This window comes from Leucobacter allii (genome assembly GCF_022919155.1).
In the GTDB taxonomy this organism is placed as follows: Bacteria; Actinomycetota; Actinomycetes; order Actinomycetales; family Microbacteriaceae; genus Leucobacter; species Leucobacter allii.
The window spans coordinates 667,811-692,916 of the sequence record NZ_CP095045.1 but is presented as its reverse complement, the minus strand read 5'-3'; the positions used below and the strand labels follow the sequence as shown (position 1 = coordinate 692,916).

Genomic DNA, 25,106 nt, shown 5'->3' with positions numbered 1-25,106 from the left:
TGCCTGGCGGCTTACTGGAGCAGCCGGGCCTTCGCGGTCTCGAACTCGGCATCGCTCAGCACACCCTGCGTCTTGAGGTCGCCGAGCTTCCGAAACTCGGTCATTCGTTCTCCGCAAGGCGCTGCCGGAACAGCCTGCGCCTGCTCGGGCTTCGGGGCCATCTGCTGTTGCGCGGCCTCGTACTGGGCCGCCTCGAACGGTGCTCGGGCCGTCTTCCGCTGGTGGGCCGCGATGCCGCGGGTGACCGTGGTGGCGGTGCCGGCGACGACCGCGGCGCGAGCGGCAAGCCCCAGCAGGCCGGGACGACCTCTTCTCGGAACGAGCGGCATCTCAACACCCCGTTTCCGCGACGATCGTGTCGAGCAGTGCGTGCACGACCGGTCCCGGGATCTGCTCGTACGCAAGCAGTTCGGCACCAGACGCCGCCGTCTTCTCAGCGAGGTCGCGCTGGTACACGAGTTCGACCGCGGCCGGATCCGGTTGCGCGGACGGAAGCCCGAGCAGGTACAGGTGGACCGGCCCGAATCGCGCGCCGCCCGTCATCGCGTGGCTCATGCAAGCGCCTTCGCCTTCAGCCGATCGAACTCGTTCTGGCTGATGGAGCCGGCTTCGAACAGCGCGGACGCGGCAGCGATCTCCTCTGCTGGGCTCTTGCCTGCGACGCCGCGAATATAGGTCTGCGCGGCAGTTTCCGCGTCGCGCACAGCTCGATCGTTGCGCTCAGCCATACCGTCGCCGCGAGCGATGACATAGACGAGCGCGGTGAGGAAGGGCAGAAACACCAGGAGGATGATCCAGAGGGCCTTCCACCAGCCGTTCAGTTTGCGGTCGCGAAACAGGTCGCCGATGATCGCGAATAGCGCGAACAAGTAACCGATGAACACGACAGCCCAGAGCATCCAGACGAGAAGCTGCCAGAGTTCGTTCCAGAAGTTCATAGTGGGTTCCTTTTCTGTGAGGGACACGCGCCTATCTGGTGCGCGTGGGGGGATGAAGAAATCAGAGGGAGCCGATGCCCTTACCGAGCATGAGCACGCCGATGACGAGGAGCAGCACCGATGTGATCACTGCGTTCTCGCGGGCGAGCCATGCATGGAGGGCTTCCAGCGGTCTGCGCAGGCGATCGGTCGCGAGGAGGTACGCCATGACCGGGACGAGAACCGTGGAGATCGCGCAGAGAATGAACACAGTCGTCGCGATCGCGGCGGGTCCGATGGCCAGACCTGCGCCACCGATGGTCATGCCGGCGCTTGCCGCCATGAGGAGTGTCTTCGGGCGAGGCAGGGACAGCAGCAAACCGAGCCCGAGCGCTTTCGCGAAGGTGAAAGCGTCGATCGCGGACATCCATTTCGGGAGGATGGGATCCGCGCCGGGTGCGGGGCGGCTCGCCCACTGCTTCACCGCGAGTAGGAGCAGCAGGGCGGCAAGAACGAACTGTACGATCGCACGCGCCAGGTCGGGGGCGTCGTCGGCAGCTCGGGGCGGCAGCGCGCCGCCGATCAGCACGAAGATCACGGACGGTACGGAGATGCCAAACGCCCAGCCAATGAGAAAACCGGGTCCGGTACTCCGGGCTTTCGGTGAGAGCAGCATAAGGATGACCGCCACGATCGACAATGGACTGATCGCGATTGCGAGGGTGAGGGGCAGGATCTCCCCGATGATCTGGCCGAGCACTATCGGCTCCCTTCAGGTGTCTGGTTCGCCGACGCCCTGAGGGACTGGACCGCGGCGCGGTTCGTGTCATAGACGGGATCGCCGTCCCGAATGATGTCGAAGCGGGTGAGGCGAATGCGCTCACCGGGCCTGACACGACTGAAGGCGAGACTGATGCGTTCTCCCGAAAGCCAGCTCCTGAGCCCGCTGAACGCTCCGGCGCCCGTGACATCGACGTCGGTGATCGCCTCCATGTCGACGACGAGGTGGTGCACGCTATCGCTTCCCACCGCTTCGATCGCGTGCTGCACAGCGTTCGCGAACACCGCTCCGTTCGCGAAGAAGAGCGGTGCCGCCATCCGTACCACGATCACTCCGCCCGCCGTCACCGTGCCGCTCGGGGCGCCATCCAGGAGGGACGCGGCGGGGTCGTCGTCCTCGGCGAGCACGTCGATCGCCGGGCTCGCCGCCCGACGGGCAAGGTTGACGAGTGCCAGTACGAATGCGACCACGATGCCTGCGATCGCGCCGACCAGTACCGTGGCCACGAGGCACGAAATCCCGATCCAGAACTCGAACCGTGACAACCGCCACAGTTCGCGGAACTCGTCAAGCCCGAAGAGCGGAAGGACGGCGACGGCGACGATCGCGCCGATTGCCGGAGACGGGATCTCAGCGAGGAGCGCGGTGCCGAACAGCAACAGCAGGATCGTACCCGCAGCCAGGATGAGCGACGGCAACTGAGTGCGTGATCCCGTCTCATCCATCGCCGCGGTCCGACTCGTCGATGCTCCGACCGAGAACGAACCGGACGCGCCGGCGGCGATGTTGGCGGCGCCGAACGCGAGCAGGTCCCGGTTCGCGTTCGTCGGGTAACGGTGCTTCTCACCGTATGAACGGGACACGAGCAGTCCCTCGGCTGTCGCGACCATCGTCAGCGCGATTGCCGAAGGCACAAGCGCCAGCCAGTGCTGCCAGTCGATCACCGGCCAGGTCAGTACCGGTGGGCCGGCGGGCACCTCGCCCAGCACCTTCACCCCAGCGGCATCGGCGTGGGTGACCGCGACAGCGCCCGTCGCGACTACCAGTACGACGAGCGCCCAGGGCACGACGGGGAGGAGCCGACGCCCGAGCAGCAGGATCGCGATCGCGCATGACGAAATCATCAGGGACCACGGGTTCAATGTGCCGAGCCCCGTGAACGTCTGAGCGAGCTTCTCGGTGAACCCGTTCCCAGAGTCGATGTGGACTCCGAGCATCTTCGCCACCTGCGAGACGAACACGTCGAGGGCAAGTCCGGCGACGAAGCCGATCAGGATCGGGCGGGAGAGGAAGCTCGCGAGAAACCCCAGTTTGAGCACCGCCATCGCGAGAAACAGCACTCCGCAGATGATGGCCTGGGCGAGTGCCATCGTGGCATAATTCTGTGAGCCGGCGGCGGCGAGCCCACCGACGGAGGCCGCCACCAGCGCGGCCGCCGATGCGTCGGGCGAGGCGATGAGCTGCCGCGACGACGTAAGGAATACCCACACGATCGTCGGCAGCACGAGCGCGTACAAGCCGGCGGTCGGCGGCAACCCTGCGATCTGCGCGTACCCGATATTGATCGGAATCGCGATCGCAATCAACGTGACTCCCGCGAGAAGCTCACGACAGAGACTCCGGCGGCTCAGGCCGGGCAGTAAACGATTCATCATCGCAAGCATTTCCGACTGCCGCACTCGAAAACGCCGCTCTCATCCTCTGGGGATGAGAGCAGCTGAGAGATCCATCCGCCGAGCGCTTGGCCCCACTACCTTTGAACCATGATCAATGCCATTCGCGGGGCGCTGGCCTCAGCAACGCCGGATGCTGCGGGCGTTCTGCTGCGCAGGAACTGGCTGCGCTTGATCATCGAGTCTCACACCGGTGAGCTCGAGCAACTGTGCGTGATCTATCCCGATCCGCATGACCCGCATATCCTGCTCATCCGAGCCTGCTGCCGCGACCTCTCGGGTGACTCCTACGGTGCGCAGTACCTGCGTGGACAGGGTCTCCGCCTCGCCGACGAGGACTTCGTAGCCTGTTTCACGGACCTCCTTCTCGCCCCGGATGCCGCTTCGAAAGCCGCAGCCGCCGACCGCGCGCACGATGCCCTCGCTCGGTGCGGCCCCGACGACGACTACGCGTCGGCGCTGTTTCTGCTCGGCTGGACGGAGGTCAGACTCCGCAGGGACTTCGCCCGGGCCATCGCGATCCTGCGCTCCGCAGTGGCAGAGGCGGAGCTGCACGGTCATGCCGAGACCCGCCGACTCGCCTTGGGTAATCTCGCGTTCGCTCTCACCCAGGCGGGCCTCTTCTCCGAAGCCGAGCTGGTCCTCGACGCCCTGCCCCGGGGGTCCGAGGAATCCGACTGGGATCGTTTCGAGGGCGGCCTCCCCGCTGCGAACCGAGGGTGCATCGCTTACTGGCGCGGTGACTTCGAGGTGGCCGCCGCATTACTCGAAACTATGGTCGTGGAGGAAAGCCCCGGCAACAACTTCGAAGCACTCGCGCGGCTGTACTACGTGATGAGCATCGTCGCCTTGAAACGCGAGGAACGCTACTACGCGGCTACGGCCCTGCTCCAAGGCATCAGCAAGACCGACAAGCACGGCATCCCGTGGGACACGCTTCGCCGAGCCGCATCAGCCTGGCTCGCCCACGTGCAAGGCCAGGACGAGCGAGCGCGGGCGCTCGCCGCTCCCGCACTGACCCGCACCGGCGCCGCGGTCGCTCATGCCGTTCTCGCAGAGCTGTATCGCGCGATCGGAGAGCCGGGCATGTCGGGTCAGGCGTTCCGTCTCGCCGCGGCGGCCGGGTTGCCCAGATATGCCCGTGTCAGCACTCTCGTCACATCGGCGGCGCTGCACTCCGCGGCCGGACGAGGCGAGCAGGCGCACGAACAACTCGAGCATGCGCTCGAGCACGCGACGGCGGAACGCGTCCTCGCTCCCTTCCTCACCGATGATCCGATCATCGGCGATCTGCTCGGCGCACACGCCCACTGGGGTTCGAAACACCAGGATTTTCTGCACGCGGTCCTCGAGAAGCGGGGCCTCCACAGCACTGCTGTCGCCGGTATTCTCACCGACCGGGAGCAGAACGTTCTGGCATGCCTGCGCACCACGATGACGGCCGAAGAGATCGCAACCCACCTCGGCGTCGCCTATCCGACAGTGAAATCTCACATTCGATCGATCTACCGCAAGCTCGGCGTCGTATCACGTCGTGCCGCCGTCCATATGGCCGACCAGAATTAGCGCTCGCGCTTCCCTACTCCGGCGACTCTCGACCCGAGGCCCAAGAATGATCAGATTCCTCTGCCATATCCTCATCCAACTCGTACTCGGAGCGATCGCGCTCATCGTAATCCACGTCGCGCTCCCAGACGTCGGACTCAGCCTGTCGGGTTTCTTCATCGCGCTCGGGGTGTTCACCCTCGCACACGCCGTTCTCGGGCCGTTTGTGCTCTCCGTCGCTCAACGATACGCCGCCTCGCTTGCGGGAGGCGTCGGACTCGTCGCGACCTGCCTCTCACTCTGGATCGCGACCTGGGCTCCGGGCGGCCTGAAACTTCACGGGCTGCCGACTTGGCTTCTGGCCCCCGTGATCGTCTGGCTCATCACCGCGCTCGGCGGATGGATATTCATGGGACTGATCATCGACCGTCGACTCATGAGACGCAAGGCCTACAAGCTCGCACGAAGCATCGCATAGTCGGGTCTGCGCAGTCCGATGAAATGGCTCAGCGGAACGACCGGAGGTTCAGGGGGTTCGCAGATCCGCGCGCAGCGCTACGCCATCCATATTGCCGCAGGGCTGCTCGTTCACCGCATGCACCAAACGCCGTTCGCACATACCGAGAGAAAGCTCGGGGGAGGCCCGGTGCCGGCTCGCATACGATGCGACTGTGGCCTCGGTGAAACCGACGCACTTCATCTACCTCGAGACTGACGCGGGTACGGACCCCTCTCAGCGTGCCCAGGAGCGCGGGGCTCCCGTTGCCGAGCGTCCTCGTGCCCGCCTCGATCGAGAAGCCCACGGGCCACCTGCACTTCGACCACGGGCAACTGGACGAAGCCGCGAATCTCGCGAGCCAGTTGCCCGCAGACCCCACGAGCCAGTCGGAGGGAATGGAGCGTTTGCGCCGCACAGGACCCCAGATAGAGCAAGCAGGGCACCGTTCCACGGCGTCCCGCGGGACCGATGCATGAAGGCACGCTGAAACTCGCCCACGAGCGTGTCACTATGTGGCCCACTATGTTCGTTCCTCGAGTCGCCGCCCGGGCCGAGACGGGAGCCGTCGGCGGCCCGCTCCCGGACTCGTCCCGCGCTCCTGCGGAGGCCGCCGGAAGCGAGAGAGGCTCCGACGTGAACTGGAGCACGAGCTCTTGCAGGTGCCGTGGCGAACACCCCGATCGGGTTCCGATCCCGGCCATCCTTCCGTGCTCGCCGTTTCGCATCGAGCACGGTCTTCACCCTGCTCCGCACGACAGCGCGCCTGCGCAGATGGGGGCCGCAAGCGCGGGAGTCAGATCGTGGACGGCCGCCGCGATGCCGACGGTCTCAACCTGCGCAATCGCTCCCCATCCGCGCCGGTCGATCCGACACGGGTCGCGGCGACCTCGCGTTCCATGAACTCCATCGCCTCCGTAAACGCCGCATAATGCGCGTCGGCGATCAGGGCCAGTACGCCGGCGCGGCCACCGCCCACCTCGCCGACGCCGGCTTCAGAGTCGAACAGACCGGGTAGGTGCGTCCAGGCGAATCACCGCTCGCTGGGTCTCGGCGCATGTCGATGGGATGTTGCAGGTGTTCCACCGACACCACGTCCCCCGCAGGAGCTGCTCGACGGCGAACGACGCGACCCCAGCGCCGGAACCGTCGCATCAGGCGGGAGGGAGAGCGATTCTTCTGATTCCCTCAACGATCTGCGCCTCTGTCGCAGCGCCGAACGAGAACCGCAGGAAGGGTGCGGGGGCCTCATCGACGAAGAAGTGGCGGCCGTCACCGACGAGCACCCCGGCCCTGTCTGCTGCGGCGCAGAACTGCCGGGTATCGGTGCCGTGCGGAAGCCTAGCCCACAGGTGAATGCCGCCCCTCGGAACTCTTGCGACCCGCACCTCTGGCAGCATCGAGTGCAAGGCGGCTATGAGGGCATCTCTGCGTGCAGTGAGTTCACTGCGAAGACGTTTCAGATGACGAGGCCAGATGCTTGAGGTCAGAAACGAGAGGGCGATCTCCTGCACGAGCGGCGCAACGCAGAGGTCATCCGCCGTGCGCGATGCTCGCAGGCGCTCACCGGCGGGGCCCCGGGCGACGATTGCACCGAGACGCAGGCCCGGCGATACGGGCTTCGAGAGCGTCATGACGGTAACGACGTGCCCGTGGGGATCGTCGGTGAAGAGCGGGCCTGGTGCGGTGCCCTCGAACCCGAGGTGCCTCGCCCAGTCATCCTCGACAACGAACGCCCCGTGACGTGCCGCGAGTTCGATGACTTGCGCGCGGCGTTCTTGGGCCAGCACGGCGCCGGTCGGGTTGGCGTAGCTGGGTTGCAGATAGACCAGGCGGGCTTTCGTGCGGTCGAGTTCGTCGGCGAGGCGTTCGATGATGACGCCGTGCTCATCGGAGGGCACCGAAGCAATATCCAAACCTGCGCTTTGGGCGGCGAGGATCGCTCCGGGATAGCTCGGGCTCTCGGTGATGAGTGTCGCGCCTGGCTCGGCGAGGGTGCGCATGACGAACACGAGCCCCTGCTGCCCGCCTGACACCACGAGTACGTCGTTCACGTCCGCACGGTACTCCGCTGCGAGCACCCGACGGAGTTCAGGCACTCCCGCCGGAGAGGCCATGCCCCAAGCGCGGCTGCTCTTCGCCGCCCGCGCACCGATCCGCTGCAGTTCCTCGGCGGGCACCAACTCCGGCGCGAGGTACCCCCAGGACAGCGGAAGATGCTCGGGGTGCCGTAGCCGCCGAGCCGGGAGGCCCGATCAGCGTCTACCCGTGCCCGGCCGAGCGCTTGCGACTGCCAGGCGTAGTCCGGTTCAGTCAGACGTTCACGAGCCGTCACGAACGTGCCGCGTCCGGGCTCGGCACGCACGAGCCCGAGCGCGTTCAACTCGGCGAGCGCAGCAGAGACGGTTGCAGCGCTCGCCTGGTATTGCTTCGACAACTCCCGCACGCCAGGGAGCTTCTCACCCGGGGCCATGTTCACGATCTGCTGCCGAAGGCGCGCCGCTATCGTCGATGACCTGTTATCGTATGACATGAAGCTATTAGATAACGTTACTCGCAATGCGGCAAGTGCGTTACCGTCGACTCGGCGCTCATCACGTCACGGTGGCAACCAAGCGGTACATCGGCGGGCTCTCAGGCAGAATCGCGTACCTGCTCGTGGGTTCCTTCGGTAGCGTGCTCGCGGCCGGGTTCCAGGCGATCTCGACAAGAGCCGTATCCGTGATCGCCGCCATCGCGCTCCTGAACTCCGCTCTCGCCGTCACCTTGTCCGGCATCGTGCTCCTCGGCGTCGGCGCCGTCCGCCTGGGGGCTCCTCGCACCGACGCGGCCGCTTCACCACGGACGGCAGTGCCTTCCCGGTAGCGGTTCGCGGTTCCCCTCTTCTCCGACGCGTCACCCACCCCTCACAGAAAAGGAGCCATTCATGGCATCAACCACCGCCCCAACCATCCGTTTCCTCGCACCCGCCGACGAGCAGCGCTGGCGCGAGCTGTTCCGCGCCTATCGCATCTTCTACAAGCTCGAGGAGTCAGAAAACGTCGTATCAACCGCCTGGGGATGGTTCATGGATCCGAAGCACGAGTGCAACGCTCTCGTCGCTGAAGTCGATGGCGAGATCCTTGGCTTCGCGCATCACCGGCGAATGGCCTCGCCCTATACCGCGACCAGCGGCATCTTCCTCGATGACCTCTTCACCGCACCAGCGGCTCGGGGCAAGGGTATCGGCCGCGCCCTCATCGGCAAACTCACCGACATGGCGCACGCCGAGGGTCGCGCATTCGTGCAGTGGATGACCGCTGAAGACAACCTCACCGCCCAAGCGCTCTACAACACCCTCGCAACCCGCACCACCTGGATCGTTTACGACGCAGTGCCGACTTCGTAGGCAGAGGAGACGACCGATCGGGCCGTAGCGGAAGGAGGAGCATTTGTGACTCGTTTCGGTACGGCCCTGCGGTCGGATGTGCGCTTTTCGCCTCCCACTGACGGCCCGATCGACCGTCTCCCGGAAATCATCGCAGCGATGACGAGCCTGACATCCCTGAGCATCGGCCCCGGGTGGATCCTCCCGACCGTCGTCGCCCAGCTGCGGCAGGGAGCCCCCCGGAGTCGGGAAGAGCTCTCGATGCACGTGAGCGGGCGGACTCTGCTGCGGCCGGATGTGGTGGTGTCGAATCTGAAGACGCTCCATGTCGGTCGCCCCTTCCGCATCGAGAACGTGCACTCTTCCCGACTCAGGGCGCGCTGACGAGTCTCGACGGGATCAGCGCGTGTGCCCGGTTGGAGTCGGTGCGGCTGAGGCATCCCACCGCCCTGGGGCACATCTCGGAGTTTGCTGCTCTCCAGCGACTCGAGATCGTCAATATCCAGTGCTGCAAGGTGATCACCGGCTTCGCCGCAACCAATGCCCTCCCCCGGCTGCGCAGGCTCACCCCGGCCGAATGCGGGAACATCGGCCTCGATACGATCGAGGCGAAGATGCCGACACTGGAATGGGCCAACGCAGGCGCGACCACGTGACCGTCTGCCTAGAGCAACTGCTCGATAACCTGAGGAGCATGACGGAACTCTTCCGAACGGCCGCCGGACGCTTGCAGGAATCCGGGTGGGTGTACGAGCCACCACTGTCCACGCGAGACGATGTTCCATCCGCGCTGCACACGGCACCCGAAACGGTGATCCGCTGGGTGTCCTCGTTCTCGCTGCTGTCGTATGCAGACGAGACCGTGTGGTTCTTATCCCGCCCCGACTACTCGACCGACGCGGAGGATGCGTTCGCGTGGAACGAGTGCGAACAACTGAGCATCCTGGCTGCGACGACGGATGCCGAGGCGGCCGCGGTCTCCCGTTTCTGGAAGCGCCACCTACCCATCCTGCTCTCCGTCCGCAGCGGATACGAGTACCTCGCAGTGCGAGACGACGGAGCAGTCGTCCACGGAGCAGAGCCAGAATTCGAGGAGGCCGTTGTCGTCTTCTCCCACTTCGAGCATCTGCTGAGGCACATCATTGCATGGCCAGCCCGACGGGACCACGTCGTCGACGGATTGCTGTTCGGTGCCACCGGTATCCGCGACGCTCCGGCCTAACTCGATTTCGTGGGCGCGACACTTGCAACACGAGGGTATACGCTCAGGGAATGCGCTTAGAGGTGACGACTGATATCGGCCGCCTGGGCGATCTGGAGGTGCTCGCCCAAGAGCTCCAGGATCAGGCTGGTACTTTCGCTCGCCGGACACCGTCCATCCACGGCGTACTCGGGCTGTGCCTACGCTCGCTCCCCGCAGAGGTGAATCGACGCTCGTTCACGCGATTCGATCGTCGCGGCGATGCCCTGGACATCGACCTCAGCGTGCCAGAGGAAAGCCTCGGAGGAGCGACCGTCGATCAGCAGCGCGAGCTGATGGGTTCAGAGCTCCGCGGTCTACTCACAAGCGGATTCGCGTCGCGCGCAGCACCATGGACTGCGGAGCAGCGGTCCCTGCTCCGCACAGCCGGGGAGGAACTGCTGCAGTCCATCGGCTGGGTGAACGGGAGACGCCAGCGAGCCACCCGTCGCCTCTCCGCGGGGCACGCACTCGCTGAGGTGTCGAACGACACGGGGCTTCCCCTCGGGGAAGTGGAGGATCTTTACGCAGACCTGATCACACGCACCGATACGACGGTGAACCGCTAGACCGCGACCTCCGGGCCCAAGGGCAGATCGTCCGCACGCCCCGCAGCCGCGGCACGTGCATAGCGCAGCGTGTACGCTTCACGCGCGGCGTCGGCTTGCACTTCGCCCTCCCCTTGGTCCGGCACCGGAATCACCATGGGCACGTTGTCGATTCTCACGAGAGCCTGCGTAGACCCGGGGTGTGGCCGTTGGCTCAGCGCTGTCGCACTCAGCCCCGGCCATCCCGGGTCATCCCGCACGCCGCGCGGTGGGGGCTCGTGGACGAGCGCGGGCATCGCCAAGTCCGCATCGACGACGTCCTCGTCTCCAATTGCTGCAGCCGTCGCGCAAGACCACCGGCACCTCGCGGCTGCCCGTCCATGATGCACAGCCCGCCGCGAGGGTCAGTCGTTACCGATGCGTCTCCAGAAGCGGATGCGCCTCGATCCCTAACGGCGGAGCACCGCCCAACCGCGCCCCACCCCCGCGATCCGGCAACGCGGGCTACCGGAACACAGCCACGCGCCCACCCTACGCCCCCCCCGACCGTGAGGCGGGTCAGTTCGCGACGATGAGACCCCGCGTCCCGGCACGGGCGGCCTCGAAACGGCGCTGCACATCGGGCCAGTTCACGAGCTCCCAGAATGCCTTGACGTAGTCGGCGCGCACGTTGAGATAGTCGAGGTAGTAGGCGTGCTCCCACACGTCGAGCTGCAGCAGCGGCGTCACGCCGAGCGGGGCATTGCCCTGCTGGTCGAAGAGCTGGAAGATGACCGGGCGCGATCCCACGCTGTCCCAGGCGAGCACCGCCCATCCCGACCCTTGCACGCCCAGTGCGGTGGCGGTGAAGTGCGCGCGGAAGGCGTCGATCGACCCGAACGCATCGACGAGCGCGGCCTGCAGTTCGCCTTCAGGAGCACCGCCGCCCTCGGGCGAGAGGTTCTGCCAGAACACGGTGTGATTGATGTGACCGCCCAGATTGAACGCGAGGTCCTTCTCGAGCTTGGTGACGTTCACGAGATCACCCGCGCTGCGCGCCGTGGCGAGCTGCTCGAGCGCGGTGTTCGCGCCGGTCACGTACGCCTGGTGGTGCTTGGAGTGGTGCAGCTCCATGATCTTGCCGGAGATGTGCGGCTCGAGGGCCGAGTAGTCGTAGGGCAGCTCGGGAAGCGTGTACAGAGTGGACATGGTGTGTTCCTTTCGATGGTGGTTCAGTGGTCGGTGTGGTGTGGAAGGGCGTGGAAGCGTCGGTCAAAATAGACGACCGGGCGGCCTGGGGGCCCGGTCAGCACCTCGAGCACCTCGGCAATGACCACCGTCGAGGATCCAACGGCGACGGTCTGCCGTGCGCGGCAACGCAGGGCCGCACGCGCCGATGCGAGGTGCGGCTCCCCCGTCTCGAGTTGCGACCACCCCTGCTCGTCCGTGAACCGCTCGGCCCCGCTCGTCGCGAAGCTCTGCGCGAGCTCGGAGTGCGCGTCGTCGATGAGGTGCACGACGAAGGTGTCGGCACCGAGGATCGCGCCCGCCGATCCGGTAGCCCGGGTGACGGAAAAGACGATCGCGGCCGGATCGACGGCCACTGAGGCGACGCTCGACGCGGTGAGGCCGACCGGACCTCCGGGGGAGGCTGCGGTGATGATCGCCACACCGGCGGGGTGCGTGCGGAAGGTCGCCTTGAGCGCTTCGCCGACCGTGGTCGGCACGGGTACTGCGGTCATCGAATGGTCTCCATCATCTGTTCGTGCTGAGCATGTGTAAGCATTTCCGCGCGGTCCACGAGCTTCGTCCGCTCGCGCCCGCGTTCCGCCCCCGCCGCCTGCTCGGCGGCATCGATGCGCAGCCAGCCGTCGAAGTCAATCGCGTGCGTGAGATGCGCGGTCGGATCGGCTTCGCGCGGGGAACGGTTCGCGTCGGCGTCGGCGTCAGCGAGATCGTCGACGAGGTGGCGGACGGTCTGGGCCGCATCGGACTTGGTCGAGCCGATGAGCCCAACCGGGCCGCGCTTGATCCAGCCGGTCGCATACAGCCGCGGGATCGGCGCACCTGCCGCATCGACGACACGGCCCTCGACGTGCGGGATCACTCCGAGCTCCATATCGAATGGCATCCCCGGAACCGGTGTCGACCGGTAACCCACGGCCCGGTAGACCGCTCCGACGTCGTAGCGCAGCAGCTCGCCGGTGCCGACCATGCGGCCGAGTTCGTCGGATGCGGTGCGCTCCATCTCGACACCGGTCACGCGGTCCGTGCCGAGCAGGCGAACGGGCCGCTGCCGCAGGTGCAGGTGGATGCGGCGTGAGGCCGTCCGGTTCGCTGGGTCGCGTGCGGCCCACTCGCTCATCGTGCGCACGATGATGCGGCGCTGCGAGAACTGAGCGACCATGCGCTCGGCGTGCGCATCTAGGGCGAGCTCTTCCGGGTCGACGATCACGTCGACGTCGTCCTGTTCGGCCAGTTCACGCAGTTCCATCGCCGAGAACCGCACATCGGCCGGGCCGCGCCGGGCGAACAGGTGCACGTCGCGCAGGGGGCTTGCGGCGAGCTGATCGAGCACGGGATCTGGCGTGTCGGTGTGGGTGAGCGCCGAGGCGTGCTTGGCGAGGATCCGGGTGACGTCGAGCGCGACGTTGCCCGCCCCGAGCACCGCAACCGATTCGGCCTCAAGCGGCCAGGTGCGCGCGACATCCGGGTGGCCGTCGTACCAGGCGACGAAGTCGGCGGCGCCGAAGGATCCGGGGAGGTCGATGCCGGGGATGTCGAGACGGACATCGAGGTCGGCTCCCGTCGCCACGATAACCCCGTCGTAGGCCGCCCGCAGATCCTCGATCGTCACGTCGACGCCGAGTTCAATATTGCAGTGGAGTCGGATGCGCGGGTTCGTGAGCACATCATGCAGGGCGTCGGTGATCTTGCGGATCCGCGGATGATCGGGGGCGACGCCGTAGCGGACCAGCCCGTAGGGGGCCGGCAGCCTTTCGAACAGGTCGATCGAGGCTGACGACGCGAGTCCGAGGACGATGTCGGCGGCGTAGATGCCGGCCGGCCCTGCCCCGACGATGGCGATCCGCGGTTGGGTGACGGTCATGCGTATTCCTCCTGAGGCGGGAGTGCGGCGATGAAGGGGTGGTCAAAATTGAGCATCCCGGTTCTGGCGGCGCCTCCTGGTGAGCCGATCTCATCGAAGAACTCGATGTTGGCCTTGTAGTAGTCCTGCCACTCATCGGGCACGTCATCTTGGTAGTAGATGGCCTCGACGGGGCACACGGGCTCGCAGGCACCGCAGTCCACGCACTCGTCCGGGTGAATGTAGAGAGATCGTTCGCCCTCGTAGATGCAGTCGACGGGGCACTCGTCGATGCAGGCTTTGTCCTTCACATCGACGCATGGCAAAGCGATCACGTACGTCATCGCGGAGTCTTCGTTCGGGTCACGCTGTCCTCGCTCGGTCCGACCGGCCTCGATTGAGGCCGCTCGACAACTGTAAAACCTCAAGTAAACTTGAGGTCAAATCGAGGAGAAGGGACACGTCTATGAGCCCGCACGCACCCGACGAATCACTGACGATCGGCGAGATGACCCGACGCACCGGGGTCGCCGCATCCGCACTGCACTTCTACGAGACCCTTGGTCTCATCGCCTCTACCCGCACGCCGGGCAATCAGCGTCGCTATGCCCGGCACATGTTGCGCCGCGTCTCACTCGTCACGGTGGCCAAACGTCTCGGGATCCCGCTCTCGGATGTTCAGGCCGCGTTCGCTGACGTGCCACTCACTGAGACCCCGAGTCATGCCGACTGGCAGCAGGCCTCGCGGCGGTGGAAGCGGGAGCTCGAGAAGCGCCGCGAGGGCATCGAGCGTCTCGAGCGCGAACTGACCGGATGTATCGGCTGCGGCTGCTTGTCGATGAAGGCCTGCGGTCTCCTCAACCCCGACGACGCCCTCGGCACCCAGGGTGCCGGCCCGCGGCGCCTGTCCGAATGACGGGGCGGGCACTGCACATGATTCAACTGAGCGCTCGCTATTGGGGGCCGAACACCTGGGTGCCGTCTTGAGTGAAGACGATCACATCACGCAGCTCCCACGCGGTGTACAAGTACTGGGCCTGAATCTCCTGGCGGGCGACACTCACGGATTCCTCGGTGAGGTCGAGCGGCAAGAGGGTGCCATCCTCCGCCAGCTTGGGAAGAACGTACATGTCGACCTCGTAGTCGCCGGGGATGAAGTACAGCACGGAGCCGTAGTTTGGCCCGGCGATCGCCTGAACCGGATCGTGCGCATTGACAAATCGGCTGCCCCGGACGGACTTCTCTTCACCACCAACGGAATTGAGCACCTCAGGCGCGCTGATCGCAGGCTTGATGCTCGACTCGGCCGGGTCGTAGCCATTGTCGGTGAGGATCTGGTTGAGCTCCGCGATCGCCGCCGGGGGCCGCACTCCCGCGAGAAGTCCCTCGAAGTCCACCGCACACTCCATGGCGAAGCCCGACGACGTAAAGCTTGCGGCGTAGAGGCGGATCCCCTCGATCGCGCTCATCGTTACCCAGGTCACCGCAGCCGTAGCAATCGTGTCCGTCGAGAGATCTGTCGATATCGGCAGATCAAGATGCGGGCCGTTGCCCGATGTCCCAGGCTCCACGATGCTGAGGGTCACCCGGGGTTCCGCCTCGTAATTGGCCGCCTTCTCCGCAAGTGCCTTCGGCACGCCCGACTCGTGAAACGCGTCCAGCGCATCACGAGTTGCTTGGTCGGCCAGGGCGGGGTCTTCGATCGCGAGTTCGAGCGTGTAGTCGAGGCCACCAATTTCCTGCGTGACTTCGGCGATGCCGTCGAAATTCTCGAGCGTTTCCCGCAACGCATTGGTCTGTTCGCTCAGCTCATCTGACGACGTCACCGTGGAATCAGAGGCAGGTTCAGGTTCGGTCGTGCAACCGCTGAGAAGCAGCGCACCGGTGAGCGCAAGAGCCAACCCGACCGAGGCAGAGCGACTCCCTCGCCTCTTGGACATTCGCTCACGCATCCCGGCTCCCATCTGCCTGGCCCGATCTGTGCAAGTGGGATTCACACAACCTCACACGTATGCGAGAGTGAGGGCCCAGTAATCACAGTTTACTGAGACGGGAAAGAGGACTGCTGCACGGATAGGTGACAGTTTCCAAGCTACCAATCGCCCTCTTCTGCGAACCCTTCACCACCACGGTTTCGCATCCGCGCGCCATGTGCTGATGTTCTCGAGAGCGGCACACAGCGGACGCCAGGGCCCCTCTTGCCGTCTCGTAGAATCGATACATGCCTTACGAGTTCGCGCGCATCCCGTCTGAGTGGGGAGTGTTCACACGTGCCACGACCACCCTGACCGACGGTGAGGTACTCGTTCACAATTGGTACGCCGCAGACGTCGAGCCGGAACTTCTGGTCCGGACGTCCGATGCCGCTGAGGCTGCTGCGCTCTTACCGGTTCTCTCCGCGTTCTTCGAGGAGCGAGCAGCATGGCATCGCCGGGCGACGGACGCCATCGTCCGGCGTTTCAGCGAAAGCGAACCTGAGTCGGCGGAACTGGACGAGGCCGAGAGCGACCTCGTACTGAGCAGCGTGGAGGTCCAGCCTGGAGGAGACGTGCTCTTGCACTTCGACGATTCGTGCGGTCAGCACTTCATGCACGGGCATTGGCCCGCCGTTCGGTTCGATGCCAGCGGGTCGGTGATGGAAGTCACGGTCGAGGCGTGAAGCAGTTGACGGTGAACGGTCGACCGACTCTGGAACACGTCGATCTGGAGTTGCTCGATTCGTACCGTTTTCAGGACGGAGCGGGGTTTCCCAAGTCGTATCGTGCGTTCATCCGACATGCGGGTTGGGCTCGCCTCTTCGGTCTCTGGTTGATCTACCCACCCGTTCTTCCCGGCTTCGCCGACGGCCTGCAGGGGCGCGGAAAGAACCTCACCGCTCATTTTCATGCCGTCTATCGGGAGGGACAACAGGAAGAGTTCGATTGGATGGTCGAGCCCGATGCCGCTTGGTCGCGTCCGATGTCCCTGCGAGTGTTCGGGTGGAGCGAGAACGGTGACGCCCTGCTATGGGACACCGCATCGCGCACCCCGGATGGAGAGTTCGCGGTCTGGGAATCTTGCTCGCTCAATTCGCTCCACCTCCTCGGCGGGAGCCTCTCCGAAGCGTTGCCTCTCATCCGTGCGCGGGCGCGCACGTTGTTCGACGCCCAGGGTTACGACATTGAACCTCTGCCGTCGTTCAGACTCTGAGATTGCATGGCGATCGTCGGCAGATCGCCGTTTTGAGGCGCTCGGCCGTAGGGATGTGTGAAAGGCCGAGCTGCGTGGGGCCGCAGCTAGTCCGGGCTGGCGATGCCCAGCGCTCGCAGTCTCTGGATGTAGCGAAGATCGTCGCTGGCGTGCGCGCTGTGGGTGTCGGCGATGAGAGTCACGTCCTCCCAATCGGATCGGACGAGTTCGTAAAGCGCGACCCTGAGCGAAGAGCGTCCTGGATCTACCGCACGCCAGTCAAAAGCGTGGGCGGCCTCGGCAGTGACGACGGCCTGGAGTTCGGGGTTGCGGCGAATGAACCGTGACGGGTAACCGCGGATGGTGATGTCACCCGTGGCATCAGTGAGGTCGAGCATCCATTCCGAGTCCTGCATGCGTTCGCGCCGCCACTGCGCGTAACGGGCAGTCGTCTCCGGGTCGGGGCCGTCGAGAGTCGGGTTGAGGATCAGTCCCCGTACGCGACCTTTTAGGGTGACACGGCGGAGCTCGCAGCCGAAGAGGAACCCGGAGCCATTCGAGCACCGCAGCCCGTCGACGGTGACGTCTTCGAGGACGGCGCCGTTGAGCGAACTGGACTGCAGCTCAAGGTCGGTGACATGCACGCGAGAGATCCGGGGACGCTCATGGCAAAGTGCAGATCGGGCGGCGACGCAGTTCTCCAGGGTGAGGCGACGACCGGTCGCATCAGCCAGTTCGTCGCCCGGTTCGAGCCGGAGGTCACGATAGACGGTGCGCGGCGGATTCCGGCGGGCACCCTGCTGGAGAAGTTCCGCAGCCGATTCGTTCGCTGTGTGCACCAGCGCGGTGAGTGGGAGAGCCTGCGCATCGGAGACACACGGAATCAACCGCGCTATCGCTGTAAAGCTGCGGGAGCGTCCGGCGTCCGGCCCTGCGACGATCACCCCGTCGCCAACGACGTGCGCACTGTTCAGACCGAGCGGGAAGTCAACGGAGGTGATCTCCGAGAGATCCTCCGCAGAGAGGACGAGGAGGCGCTGGGGCGCCGATTCGCGAGCCTGGGTGGCGGCGACCAGCAGCCCTGATCCGTGATGCAGGACGCGCGCAGCGCCTTTCCGTACTGCCTCGGCCGGGATCGGGTCCTGCGGATGCGAGCTTCGGAGCCTCCGCTTCAGCATGGTCATCGCCGACAGGGAAACCAACGATTCCATGGCAGCGGCGGAGTTCCCGACCGCGACGACGTCATCTCCATCGCGACGGAGGTAAGTGTTGTATTTGCCGATCTTCGTGGTCAGCCGGCGCGTGACCTCCGGTGCGGTCGGGTCGATCTCGGTCAAAGCGTGATCGGTCAATATCAGCGCGCAGTGATCGGAGAGGGCGAGCGCGTCGCGCAGCATCCCGCGGAGCCCCGGAAGCACGCGCCACTGTCCGGTGCGCAGGTCGAGGATTCCGAGTCGATGCGTTGCGCGGCCCTCCATCCAGGAGGTGAGCAGAGCGCTTTCGTCGAGCAGCACTGTGGCCGTGGGGAAATGGTGCGGTGCGCCTTCCGGCAGCGGCAGGTGAAGCTCCTGCAAGTCAACGGGTATCTCGTTGGGCCGGGGATCCACGGGCCACAGAATATCGCAACCGGGCATTGCGGATTCATCGCCCGACGGGGCGAAGGCTCGTCATCGCTCGACGGCGAACCGGGCCGTCGGGCCGTTTGTGAGCAACGGGGCCTCTTTCGCCCCGAAACGGGACGCGGCATCCGGCCACGCGATGAAGTTCTTCTCCGCGCGACGCGCAATGTTCTTCGTCATCGGGTCGACGGCGAAGATGCGCTTCCCGGCGGTGCGCACCACAGACATCAGTTCGCGCACGTACTCGGCGGTGCGCATGTCACCCACCGGCACGGATGCCCGCAACTCGCCGTTCCACAGGCCGTCATCATCGAGACGGGACCGCACGAGGCTCGCGAGGCCGACGCCGACGATCGCGTACACCCACCCCCGACCGGACGGGTGACGCACCACATCTTCACGATGAAACATGCCCTCAGAGATGATGCTCGTGTCCACGAGGGTGACGTGAGGGCCTGCGCATTCGCGCAGTGACGAGCGAAACGTCGGAGTCGGCGTCTCGGGTTGTTGCGTTGCGCTGACGAACCTCACCGTGGGAAGACTCGTTCGCACCGCATCGCTGAACTGTTCTTCATCCGCGAGTGTCATGAATACGCAGAGCCTGTGGAGCTTCGACGGTGTGCTCATGGCACCAGTGGTGACGTGATCTTGGTCGCCCGGTAGGACAGCCCATCGTTCGTGGCACGCCACCGATGCCAGTGCCTTTTCGATAGCCCCTTCAGTGATGCGCCACGGAAACTGCATCGCACGAAGCCGCGGTCGAAACGGGGCTGCCCGGTCAACGATACGGAATCGAACAGGCAGTCGGAGAGCTCGGACTCGAAGAACTTCAGGCGGCCTCGTGCGCGGCGGAAATCGGCGCGGGATAACGTGATGAACCGGAACTGAAAGCCATCCCGCCCCGATTTCACGCCGCGTAGATCCAGCAGGCCCTCGTCGGTTGTCGTCCAGTCAGTCTCGAACCGATGCCGACCCTTCACAATGCGCGCCTGGTCCACAACCTGCTCCTGCAGCGCAGCCAGCCGATCCGATGTCCGCCGGTGTGACAGCTCGGCAGCGCGAGACGCTTTCACCGGCTCCTCCGCTCGGCACCAGGCGTCGTCGCGTCCGGAGCCGCCCGTGTGTCGGGAGTGGCCGCTTCGTCGTCGAGGAAGGCGATCTTCCCTCGCTCCGCGTCCACGTCGAAGTCAGAGTCACGAGCCGCGATGCGACTCATGAGCTCGGCGACTGCCGTGTGGATCGTCTGCCGGAGGAAGGCGATCGGAGCAGAAGCAGCGCTGACATCGTCGTCGCTGATCCGGATCTCTCCCGTAACAGTGCGTTGCGACAGAAACACCCGCGGTGTCCGCAACCCGGACGGGCTTGGTATCGGCGTGATCTCGCCTCCGACCGTCAGGAAGAGGTCGAAGTCGTACGAGAAATCCACCGTGCGCACGTGCTGTTTGATCCGCGCAAGCTCCTCGATGAAGCCCGCCTGCGGCGATGGACCACCCCACACCGTACGGAACGTGAGCCGCCCAGCCGGCACGCTGCCGCGTCTCGCGCTGACCGGTCCTCGCTGGGCTTCGCTTCCGGAGGGATCAGTCATGGTGAGGCCTCACCTGGATCGGACCTGTGGCGCCGTCTGGCGTCACGACCTCCCAACGCAGTTCAGGCGTTCCCCTCGGGATGAGCGGGTCGATCCACTCGGCCACGACCTCGACGATGGCATCTTCCCGTTGCTCGCGAGACCAATCGGCAGGTCGTGCCGGAACCGGGGGCTCCCAGCTTTCCTCGCCCCAGATCACGCTGAACAGCTCCCACCCATCGCCGAGTTTCCGGTCGAGACTGAACGAGTCGATGCCCTCGAAACGCGCCGACACACCGAACGGGCCCTCGGCGTCCTGATCGAGGAATACGTCGATCAGCACGCCGTCCGCACCAGCAGTCGCCGCGCGATGGAGAGCGGAGAGTCGGGCCGCCGTGGACCGTGACACCGCATCGAGCACGTCCCTCAGTGCAACACAGTATTCGACAGTTCCCACCGGATTAGCTTATCGACAGCGCTTCGAGGGCCGCGTGCCGCGTGCCGCGTGCCGCGTGCCGCGTGCCGCGTGCCGCGTGCCGCAAGCCCAGAGGACCACAGAAAACGACGAAGCCCAGGTGAGAACCAGCTTCCCACCTGGGCAAACGTCGGGCTGACAGGATTTGAACCTGCGACCCCTTGGAAAACCCCTGATCAGAGCGGCTTTTACGAAAATCTGCGGTTGTCTCTGGTTCCCTTAATATTGACAGGGAAGTCGGCGTTTCGCCTCCTCCGATTGTACCCGGTTGTTGACGGGTATACGCGGATGATTTTGTTGAGTTTTTGATGAGCCGCGTCGCCACTTCGCTGATCGCCCGCGGACCTTCGAACGAAGCCGGTCGGCCTGACTTTAGACACCAGGTTGGTCGACAACCAGCACGCAAGATGCTGGAAACTCACGAAGCCAGACGGGGATGGTTCATATGGTTCCTCTGCCATGTCGCCGGTTGCAGATAATCTGAGCAGTATGCTGTCACCGGAACCTGCCGTGGGCCACCACCCAGAAATCGAACGAGCCTCCAAAGATTGGAAAAGTTCTCTTCTCGATATTGGCGGCAACAATCGGCTGCTGTACTTCAAGAAAGCTGCCGGTCAGCTAGACATCAGCCTCGCGGATCAATCCGCGGTTCGGGAGCTCCTTGAAGGCAAGGCAGTCAACCTTAGGCAACTGTTTCCTGACCCCGCTCAGCTTGCCCTTGCAGAAAAGGCCTGCAGGAGGCTCGCTGCAAAGCAGAAAGAAGCATTGGAAGAGTACGGCGTCTCCGTAACTTACCTCGCACTTGGGCTCGCTTCCTGGGGAGAACAAACAGAGTCTCAAGGCCAAGAAATAGCGGCGTCTCCCGAACTAGGTCAATCTCAAGCCAGGAAATCCAGGGAGCCTGTCCCAAAGGCGCCAGTGTTTCTGCGATCAGTCACAGTAGAACGAAAGAAAGGGCGCACGGAAGCTTGGGAGCTCCAACTGGATGAAGATACCCAAATCAGCGGGGTACTTACGCACGTTCTCGAAGCAGAAGGTGTCACGGTCGATGAAGACGGAGCCCTTAGCCTGCTCGGCGGGGCTGACTATTCTGCTGGTCTAATCGACGCGTACGCAGCCTTAGAATCCGCGGCCTCTGGGATTGAAGGCTTCCGCATAACACCTGCAAGTGTGATCGGCACCTTCACTTATCAGAAGCAACCAATGGTAAACGATGTCACAAATGTCCGGGCCTTGGGTGAATCAGACCTCATTGCGGCACTGGCAGGCAGCTCAGAAGCGGCCCAGCTGATTCGCTCGCAATCACAAGATGTGCCGCTCGATGAGCGCGACCCAGATTACAGACCTGCGGAGTCAGAGTTCCTCGTGCTCGACGCCGATGCAAGCCAGTCTTTTGTGGTCAATGCTGCTGTTGCAGGGAGAAATCTTGTTGTCCAGGGGCCTCCAGGCACTGGAAAGAGTCAGACGATCGCAAATGTAATTGCTGCACTCTTGGCTTCGGGCAAGCACGTGTTGTTTGTTGCCCAGAAGCGAGCAGCGATTGAAGCAGTACTCGACAGGCTTGAGCAAGTGGGGCTTGATCATCTTCTCCTGGACCTTTTTGCTGCTGATGGTTCACGCCGATTCGTTAGTCAACAAATACGGGCTTCATTAGACCGTCAAAACACGGTGACCCTACCGGACGTGTCTCAGCTTCATCATCGACTCGAACGAAACCGTACACGTCTCGTAAGGCACAAGGACGCTCTATTTGATCCTTCGCATGCCTGGGGCGTAAGCGTTTCAGACCTCCGCATTGCCTCGGCTGCTATCCCGGCAAGTGCGCGAACAAATCTGCGGCTCGCCGCCGCCACATTTCAGCAGTGGGTTCCGACGACGCTGGACGAACTTTCAGAGGATATGGATGCTTTTTACCGTCTCGGCGCGCTCAACCCAGGTTGGGGGCAACGATCCCATTGGAAATCCACCGCATTGAATACAGGTGAAGCGCTTCAACAGGGCTTGGCGGCAGCTCAGCGCATTCAAGCGATACTGCATAGTACTTCTGAAGTTCGCACCCAGTTAGCGACACGAGCTGGTTATGGCTCACCCACGACTTGGTATGAGGCGTCCTCACTCATAGGTCTTCATCGCAGATTAGCTGCATTCCAGCAGGCACACTCCTTGTTGCTTCAGGAACCAGATTTGGACGCCATGCTTGCAACGTTTGACCGAAATTTCCGGAGAAGTCACCTCAACATTGACCGACAACGACGAACTGCGGCTAAGAAGCGCCGCAAGGAAGTTCTCGCGGGTCTGCCGCGAGAGTTCTGGTCGGCGACGATCCTTGAAGCTCGGGAGCTTCGACGCATTTGGCTTTCTCAAGAGGTTCCTCTTCCGGATCATGAACTCTCCCAGTTGGAATCCGCAATAGCGCAGGCTGCAGAAGCATCCAATGTTTTGGCGCAGCTCACAACTCACACTGATTTACAGTCAGCACTCTTCGCAAGTCTTGAACCTCTGCTCGGTGAGCTCATCACCGATAACCAGGCGACAAAGTTTGTGCGCGCAAACGAGCTTCAATCCAGGCTAGAACAACACGGCGTCGGTCAAGTTGTTGCGATGCTTCGAACCCACCTCACTGAAGGCCGCGCGTTTTCTGCTTTGCCAAGTGAATTACTTAGGTGGGTCACGTACCAGTCAATATTGAATTCTGCGCTGCTTCAGTCACCTGAACTGGCCGCTTTCAATGGTGATGAGATCGCCGTGATCACTGAGCAGTTCCGTCAAGATGACAAAGCGCACTTCGTCGCCAATGCGTCGCGGGTTCGTCGTCGCGCGGCCGAGTACCTCAAAGCAGCCTTCGATCAGCACCCCGAGCAACATGCTCTCCTCAAGACTGAAGTCACCCGAAAGCGCCTCTTCCGCCCAGTGCGGAAGCTCTTTGAAGAAGCTCCTGACGTTCTCCTTGCTGCGAAGCCCGTTTGGGTGATGAGTCCGTTGCAAGTTTCCAGAGTTTTGCCACCTGAACAGTGCTTTGACGTTGTCATTTTCGACGAAGCCAGCCAGGTGAAACCCGCTGACGCTGTGCCAGCGCTCATGCGGGGAAAACAAGCAATCGTTGCTGGTGATAGCCGTCAGCTCCCGCCGACAGAATTCTTCACCAAAGTGATGGAAGATGAGGACGCCGAAGAGGAAGAAGAGATCGAACTTGCCCCGGGAGGCTCTGACCTACCGCAGTCACGGAAATCTCGCCGACAGAGTTATACACGTGATGCGGAAAGCATTCTCACCGCAATGGACCGTCTACTTGCCGGCCAAGGCCGAAGTTTGCAATGGCATTATCGGTCGAGAGATGAGCGTCTCATCGCGACCTCAAACGAACACATTTACCATCGCAGCCTGACGACATTCCCGGCAGTCGATGCGCTAGAGGCCGTCCGCCATGTGGCTGTCCCTCCGAGTCAGGGTATTGGAACAACCACCAACAGTCCCGAACTTGAGGTGCAGCAGGTCGTCGAGTTAGTGAAGGGACACGTTCAGAACTTTCCGACTGAGAGTCTTGGTGTCATTACTTTCGGCATTAAGCATCAACAACGGATCGAGTATGCCCTCGACGAAGCCATGCGAACAGACCCCTCGCTAGAAGCAGCGTTGAAGAGCGACATCGAACCGTTCTTCGTGAAGGCAATTGAACGTGTCCAGGGAGATGAGCGTGACGCCATCATCCTTTCTGCGGGCTATGGGAAAGGTCTCGACGGAAAACTACGATACTTCTGGGGTCCGATCCTTCGGGACGGTGGAGAGCGACGACTCAATGTTGCAATTAGCCGGTCAAAGAAGCGAATGACACTCGTCACGAGCTTTTCCACCGATGACCTCGCCGTCGACGCACATCCATCATCAGGCTATAAACTCATGTACCACTTCACTCGATTCATGGCCTCTCGGGGTGAAGATCTCAAGGATGGAGGACTGAGCAGCGTTCCGCTCAATCCATTCGAGATTGATGTGAAAACTCGCCTCGAGGCGGAGGGCTTGATCCTGGATTCACAAGTGGGCGTTGGAAACTATCGGCTCGACTTTGCCATCCGGCACCCCGATAAGCCTGGACGTCACGTTCTCGCGATTGAGGCAGACGGTGCTGCTTATCACTCAGGCCACACCGCCCGAGAACGTGACCGCTTACGTCAACAACTACTCGAAGCCCGTGGATGGCGATTCCACCGAATCTGGAGCACCGATTGGTTCAACGACGCAGGCCAAGAAGTCGGGAAAGTCTTAGAAGCATACAAGACTGCGCTCGATGCCGACGATAACCAAGAACCAGTAGGACACTCTGGCGCCGCAGATAAATTCGACTGGGAGGAAGAACAACCACAGAGGTCCCTGCCTCGACCTCCGGTGGGAGGTCTCACGAGCATTACGGACTACACAGACACGGAGCTTGTGGCGCTTCTGAAATACATACGGTCCGACAGCATCCTCCGCTCTGCCGACGAAGAGCAGCGACTCATGATCGAGGAGTTGGGGTTTAGCCGCCGCGGTGCACGCATTGTTCAGACTCTAGAACGGATTCAAAACATGCTCGATTCGTCTCGGTGACACCTAGCGTTGGCAATGCGGCGATTCTTCCAGCAGACCCCTCATCAAAGACGATGACA

The 25,106-nt window shown here is 63.6% G+C and carries 30 protein-coding genes; 12 read left to right on the top strand and 18 right to left on the bottom strand.

What is annotated here, in order from left to right; translation table 11 throughout:
* Nucleotides 1-11 precede the first annotated feature (11 nt).
* The 5 genes from MUN78_RS03045 to MUN78_RS03025 all read right to left on the bottom strand — a co-directional run bounded on the left by MUN78_RS03045 (nt 12) and on the right by MUN78_RS03025 (nt 3,353).
* Nucleotides 12-329, bottom strand: a complete 318-nt coding sequence (locus tag MUN78_RS03045) for an SHOCT domain-containing protein (RefSeq protein WP_244728719.1) — start codon at nt 327-329, stop codon at nt 12-14.
* A gap of 1 nt (nt 330) precedes the next feature.
* The gene (locus tag MUN78_RS03040; RefSeq protein ID WP_244728717.1) at nt 331-555 is read right to left on the bottom strand and encodes a DUF6325 family protein; all 225 of its coding nucleotides are present in this window, start codon (nt 553-555) and stop codon (nt 331-333) included.
* Nucleotides 552-938 carry a PLDc N-terminal domain-containing protein gene (locus tag MUN78_RS03035; protein ID WP_244728715.1) on the bottom strand — a complete coding sequence of 129 codons (387 nt, stop codon included), beginning with the start codon at nt 936-938 and terminating at the stop codon, nt 552-554. The genes MUN78_RS03040 and MUN78_RS03035 overlap by 4 nt, the downstream gene beginning before the upstream one ends.
* Nucleotides 939-999: 61 nt before the next feature.
* The gene (locus MUN78_RS03030) at nt 1,000-1,677 is read right to left on the bottom strand and encodes a GAP family protein (RefSeq protein ID WP_244728713.1); all 678 of its coding nucleotides are present in this window, start codon (nt 1,675-1,677) and stop codon (nt 1,000-1,002) included.
* The gene (locus MUN78_RS03025; protein WP_244728711.1) at nt 1,677-3,353 is read right to left on the bottom strand and encodes a SulP family inorganic anion transporter; all 1,677 of its coding nucleotides are present in this window, start codon (nt 3,351-3,353) and stop codon (nt 1,677-1,679) included. Before MUN78_RS03025 ends, MUN78_RS03030 begins: the two co-directional genes overlap by 1 nt.
* 108 nt (nt 3,354-3,461) lie before the next feature.
* Between MUN78_RS03025 and MUN78_RS03020 the strand changes: the two genes are divergently transcribed.
* Both MUN78_RS03020 and MUN78_RS03015 read left to right on the top strand, forming a co-directional pair.
* A complete protein-coding gene (locus tag MUN78_RS03020; protein WP_244728709.1) occupies nt 3,462-4,937 on the top strand; it encodes a LuxR family transcriptional regulator in 1,476 nt (491 codons plus the stop codon).
* Nucleotides 4,938-4,983: 46 nt separating this feature from the next.
* Complete coding sequence (locus tag MUN78_RS03015; RefSeq protein ID WP_244728707.1) at nt 4,984-5,394, top strand: phage holin family protein; 411 nt, start codon at nt 4,984-4,986, stop codon at nt 5,392-5,394.
* Between the two features lie 1,172 nt (nt 5,395-6,566).
* Here the strand turns inward: MUN78_RS03015 and MUN78_RS03010 are convergent.
* Together MUN78_RS03010 and MUN78_RS16795 are read right to left on the bottom strand one after the other, a co-directional pair.
* On the bottom strand, nt 6,567-7,529 hold the full coding sequence (locus tag MUN78_RS03010; RefSeq protein WP_244730001.1) for an aminotransferase-like domain-containing protein: 963 nt from the start codon (nt 7,527-7,529) through the stop codon (nt 6,567-6,569).
* Nucleotides 7,463-7,885, bottom strand: a complete 423-nt coding sequence (locus MUN78_RS16795) for a GntR family transcriptional regulator (protein WP_429952317.1) — start codon at nt 7,883-7,885, stop codon at nt 7,463-7,465. Before MUN78_RS16795 ends, MUN78_RS03010 begins: the two co-directional genes overlap by 67 nt.
* 131 nt (nt 7,886-8,016) lie before the next feature.
* On the opposite strand from MUN78_RS16795, the gene MUN78_RS03005 reads away from it, so the two are divergent.
* The 6 genes from MUN78_RS03005 (at nt 8,017) to MUN78_RS02980 (ending at nt 10,588) form a co-directional block, all read left to right on the top strand.
* The gene (locus tag MUN78_RS03005; protein WP_244728705.1) at nt 8,017-8,277 is read left to right on the top strand and encodes a benzoate/H(+) symporter BenE family transporter; all 261 of its coding nucleotides are present in this window, start codon (nt 8,017-8,019) and stop codon (nt 8,275-8,277) included.
* Between the two features lie 61 nt (nt 8,278-8,338).
* On the top strand, nt 8,339-8,800 hold the full coding sequence (locus tag MUN78_RS03000) for a GNAT family N-acetyltransferase (RefSeq protein ID WP_244728703.1): 462 nt from the start codon (nt 8,339-8,341) through the stop codon (nt 8,798-8,800).
* Between the two features lie 138 nt (nt 8,801-8,938).
* Complete coding sequence (locus MUN78_RS02995) at nt 8,939-9,163, top strand: hypothetical protein (protein ID WP_244728702.1); 225 nt, start codon at nt 8,939-8,941, stop codon at nt 9,161-9,163.
* A 41-nt stretch (nt 9,164-9,204) separates the two neighbouring features.
* Entirely contained in the window at nt 9,205-9,435 is a 231-nt protein-coding gene (locus tag MUN78_RS02990) for a hypothetical protein (RefSeq protein WP_244728700.1), read from the top strand.
* A 38-nt stretch (nt 9,436-9,473) separates the two neighbouring features.
* Complete coding sequence (locus MUN78_RS02985; protein ID WP_244728699.1) at nt 9,474-10,001, top strand: hypothetical protein; 528 nt, start codon at nt 9,474-9,476, stop codon at nt 9,999-10,001.
* A gap of 50 nt (nt 10,002-10,051) precedes the next feature.
* Entirely contained in the window at nt 10,052-10,588 is a 537-nt protein-coding gene (locus tag MUN78_RS02980) for an Imm44 family immunity protein (protein WP_244728697.1), read from the top strand.
* Here the strand turns inward: MUN78_RS02980 and MUN78_RS02975 are convergent.
* The 5 genes from MUN78_RS02975 to fdxA all read right to left on the bottom strand — a co-directional run bounded on the left by MUN78_RS02975 (nt 10,585) and on the right by fdxA (nt 13,978).
* On the bottom strand, nt 10,585-10,746 hold the full coding sequence (locus tag MUN78_RS02975; RefSeq protein ID WP_244728695.1) for a hypothetical protein: 162 nt from the start codon (nt 10,744-10,746) through the stop codon (nt 10,585-10,587). The genes MUN78_RS02980 and MUN78_RS02975 overlap by 4 nt on opposite strands.
* Before the next feature lie 379 nt (nt 10,747-11,125).
* On the bottom strand, nt 11,126-11,755 hold the full coding sequence (locus MUN78_RS02970; protein ID WP_244728693.1) for a superoxide dismutase: 630 nt from the start codon (nt 11,753-11,755) through the stop codon (nt 11,126-11,128).
* Nucleotides 11,756-11,778: 23 nt separating this feature from the next.
* Entirely contained in the window at nt 11,779-12,288 is a 510-nt protein-coding gene (locus tag MUN78_RS02965) for a flavin reductase family protein (RefSeq protein ID WP_244728692.1), read from the bottom strand.
* Nucleotides 12,285-13,655: an FAD-dependent oxidoreductase gene (locus tag MUN78_RS02960; protein ID WP_244728691.1), complete on the bottom strand. Its 1,371-nt coding sequence runs from the start codon at nt 13,653-13,655 to the stop codon at nt 12,285-12,287. The genes MUN78_RS02965 and MUN78_RS02960 overlap by 4 nt, the downstream gene beginning before the upstream one ends.
* Nucleotides 13,652-13,978 carry a ferredoxin gene (gene fdxA, locus MUN78_RS02955; RefSeq protein WP_244728690.1) on the bottom strand — a complete coding sequence of 109 codons (327 nt, stop codon included), beginning with the start codon at nt 13,976-13,978 and terminating at the stop codon, nt 13,652-13,654. Before fdxA ends, MUN78_RS02960 begins: the two co-directional genes overlap by 4 nt.
* A 122-nt stretch (nt 13,979-14,100) precedes the next feature.
* Here fdxA and soxR point away from each other — a divergent pair, with 122 nt between their 5' ends.
* Complete coding sequence (gene soxR, locus MUN78_RS02950; protein WP_244728689.1) at nt 14,101-14,550, top strand: redox-sensitive transcriptional activator SoxR; 450 nt, start codon at nt 14,101-14,103, stop codon at nt 14,548-14,550.
* Between the two features lie 37 nt (nt 14,551-14,587).
* On the opposite strand, the gene MUN78_RS02945 is transcribed toward soxR, so the two are convergent.
* Nucleotides 14,588-15,460 carry a hypothetical protein gene (locus tag MUN78_RS02945; protein ID WP_244728688.1) on the bottom strand — a complete coding sequence of 291 codons (873 nt, stop codon included), beginning with the start codon at nt 15,458-15,460 and terminating at the stop codon, nt 14,588-14,590.
* Nucleotides 15,461-15,855: 395 nt separating this feature from the next.
* Between MUN78_RS02945 and MUN78_RS02940 the strand changes: the two genes are divergently transcribed.
* Together MUN78_RS02940 and MUN78_RS02935 are read left to right on the top strand one after the other, a co-directional pair.
* Complete coding sequence (locus MUN78_RS02940) at nt 15,856-16,293, top strand: hypothetical protein (protein WP_244728687.1); 438 nt, start codon at nt 15,856-15,858, stop codon at nt 16,291-16,293.
* Nucleotides 16,290-16,823 carry a hypothetical protein gene (locus MUN78_RS02935; protein WP_244728686.1) on the top strand — a complete coding sequence of 178 codons (534 nt, stop codon included), beginning with the start codon at nt 16,290-16,292 and terminating at the stop codon, nt 16,821-16,823. Before MUN78_RS02940 ends, MUN78_RS02935 begins: the two co-directional genes overlap by 4 nt.
* Nucleotides 16,824-16,909: 86 nt before the next feature.
* Here MUN78_RS02935 and MUN78_RS02930 read toward each other — a convergent pair whose 3' ends face one another.
* From MUN78_RS02930 to MUN78_RS02910, 5 genes are all read right to left on the bottom strand, one after another.
* On the bottom strand, nt 16,910-18,409 hold the full coding sequence (locus MUN78_RS02930) for a hypothetical protein (RefSeq protein WP_244728685.1): 1,500 nt from the start codon (nt 18,407-18,409) through the stop codon (nt 16,910-16,912).
* Between the two features lie 60 nt (nt 18,410-18,469).
* Nucleotides 18,470-19,048: a hypothetical protein gene (locus tag MUN78_RS02925; RefSeq protein ID WP_244728684.1), complete on the bottom strand. Its 579-nt coding sequence runs from the start codon at nt 19,046-19,048 to the stop codon at nt 18,470-18,472.
* The gene (locus MUN78_RS02920; RefSeq protein WP_244728682.1) at nt 19,045-19,419 is read right to left on the bottom strand and encodes a hypothetical protein; all 375 of its coding nucleotides are present in this window, start codon (nt 19,417-19,419) and stop codon (nt 19,045-19,047) included. The genes MUN78_RS02925 and MUN78_RS02920 overlap by 4 nt, the downstream gene beginning before the upstream one ends.
* Before the next feature lie 71 nt (nt 19,420-19,490).
* Complete coding sequence (locus MUN78_RS02915; RefSeq protein ID WP_244728680.1) at nt 19,491-20,009, bottom strand: hypothetical protein; 519 nt, start codon at nt 20,007-20,009, stop codon at nt 19,491-19,493.
* Nucleotides 20,002-20,445 carry a DUF6389 family protein gene (locus MUN78_RS02910; RefSeq protein ID WP_244728679.1) on the bottom strand — a complete coding sequence of 148 codons (444 nt, stop codon included), beginning with the start codon at nt 20,443-20,445 and terminating at the stop codon, nt 20,002-20,004. The genes MUN78_RS02915 and MUN78_RS02910 overlap by 8 nt, the downstream gene beginning before the upstream one ends.
* A gap of 477 nt (nt 20,446-20,922) precedes the next feature.
* On the opposite strand from MUN78_RS02910, the gene MUN78_RS02905 reads away from it, so the two are divergent.
* The gene (locus MUN78_RS02905) at nt 20,923-25,047 is read left to right on the top strand and encodes an AAA domain-containing protein (protein WP_244728678.1); all 4,125 of its coding nucleotides are present in this window, start codon (nt 20,923-20,925) and stop codon (nt 25,045-25,047) included.
* Nucleotides 25,048-25,106 lie beyond the last annotated feature (59 nt).

Coding starts and splice junctions, on each gene's coding strand:
- MUN78_RS03035 (WP_244728715.1), bottom strand. CDS start 938: ATGAACTTCTGGAACGAACTCTGGCAGCTTCTCGTCTGGATGCTCTGG.
- MUN78_RS03000 (WP_244728703.1), top strand. CDS start 8,339: ATGGCATCAACCACCGCCCCAACCATCCGTTTCCTCGCACCCGCCGAC.
- MUN78_RS03045 (WP_244728719.1), bottom strand. CDS start 329: ATGCCGCTCGTTCCGAGAAGAGGTCGTCCCGGCCTGCTGGGGCTTGCC.
- fdxA (WP_244728690.1), bottom strand. CDS start 13,978: ATGACGTACGTGATCGCTTTGCCATGCGTCGATGTGAAGGACAAAGCC.
- MUN78_RS02905 (WP_244728678.1), top strand. CDS start 20,923: ATGTCGCCGGTTGCAGATAATCTGAGCAGTATGCTGTCACCGGAACCT.
- MUN78_RS02995 (WP_244728702.1), top strand. CDS start 8,939: ATGACGAGCCTGACATCCCTGAGCATCGGCCCCGGGTGGATCCTCCCG.
- MUN78_RS02985 (WP_244728699.1), top strand. CDS start 9,474: ATGACGGAACTCTTCCGAACGGCCGCCGGACGCTTGCAGGAATCCGGG.
- MUN78_RS02940 (WP_244728687.1), top strand. CDS start 15,856: ATGCCTTACGAGTTCGCGCGCATCCCGTCTGAGTGGGGAGTGTTCACA.
- MUN78_RS02960 (WP_244728691.1), bottom strand. CDS start 13,655: ATGACCGTCACCCAACCGCGGATCGCCATCGTCGGGGCAGGGCCGGCC.
- MUN78_RS03025 (WP_244728711.1), bottom strand. CDS start 3,353: ATGATGAATCGTTTACTGCCCGGCCTGAGCCGCCGGAGTCTCTGTCGT.
- MUN78_RS03040 (WP_244728717.1), bottom strand. CDS start 555: ATGAGCCACGCGATGACGGGCGGCGCGCGATTCGGGCCGGTCCACCTG.
- MUN78_RS03010 (WP_244730001.1), bottom strand. CDS start 7,529: ATGGCCTCTCCGGCGGGAGTGCCTGAACTCCGTCGGGTGCTCGCAGCG.
- MUN78_RS02980 (WP_244728697.1), top strand. CDS start 10,052: ATGCGCTTAGAGGTGACGACTGATATCGGCCGCCTGGGCGATCTGGAG.
- soxR (WP_244728689.1), top strand. CDS start 14,101: ATGAGCCCGCACGCACCCGACGAATCACTGACGATCGGCGAGATGACC.
- MUN78_RS02925 (WP_244728684.1), bottom strand. CDS start 19,048: ATGAGCACACCGTCGAAGCTCCACAGGCTCTGCGTATTCATGACACTC.
- MUN78_RS02915 (WP_244728680.1), bottom strand. CDS start 20,009: ATGACTGATCCCTCCGGAAGCGAAGCCCAGCGAGGACCGGTCAGCGCG.
- MUN78_RS16795 (WP_429952317.1), bottom strand. CDS start 7,885: ATGGCCCCGGGTGAGAAGCTCCCTGGCGTGCGGGAGTTGTCGAAGCAA.
- MUN78_RS02970 (WP_244728693.1), bottom strand. CDS start 11,755: ATGTCCACTCTGTACACGCTTCCCGAGCTGCCCTACGACTACTCGGCC.
- MUN78_RS03020 (WP_244728709.1), top strand. CDS start 3,462: ATGATCAATGCCATTCGCGGGGCGCTGGCCTCAGCAACGCCGGATGCT.
- MUN78_RS03015 (WP_244728707.1), top strand. CDS start 4,984: ATGATCAGATTCCTCTGCCATATCCTCATCCAACTCGTACTCGGAGCG.
- MUN78_RS02965 (WP_244728692.1), bottom strand. CDS start 12,288: ATGACCGCAGTACCCGTGCCGACCACGGTCGGCGAAGCGCTCAAGGCG.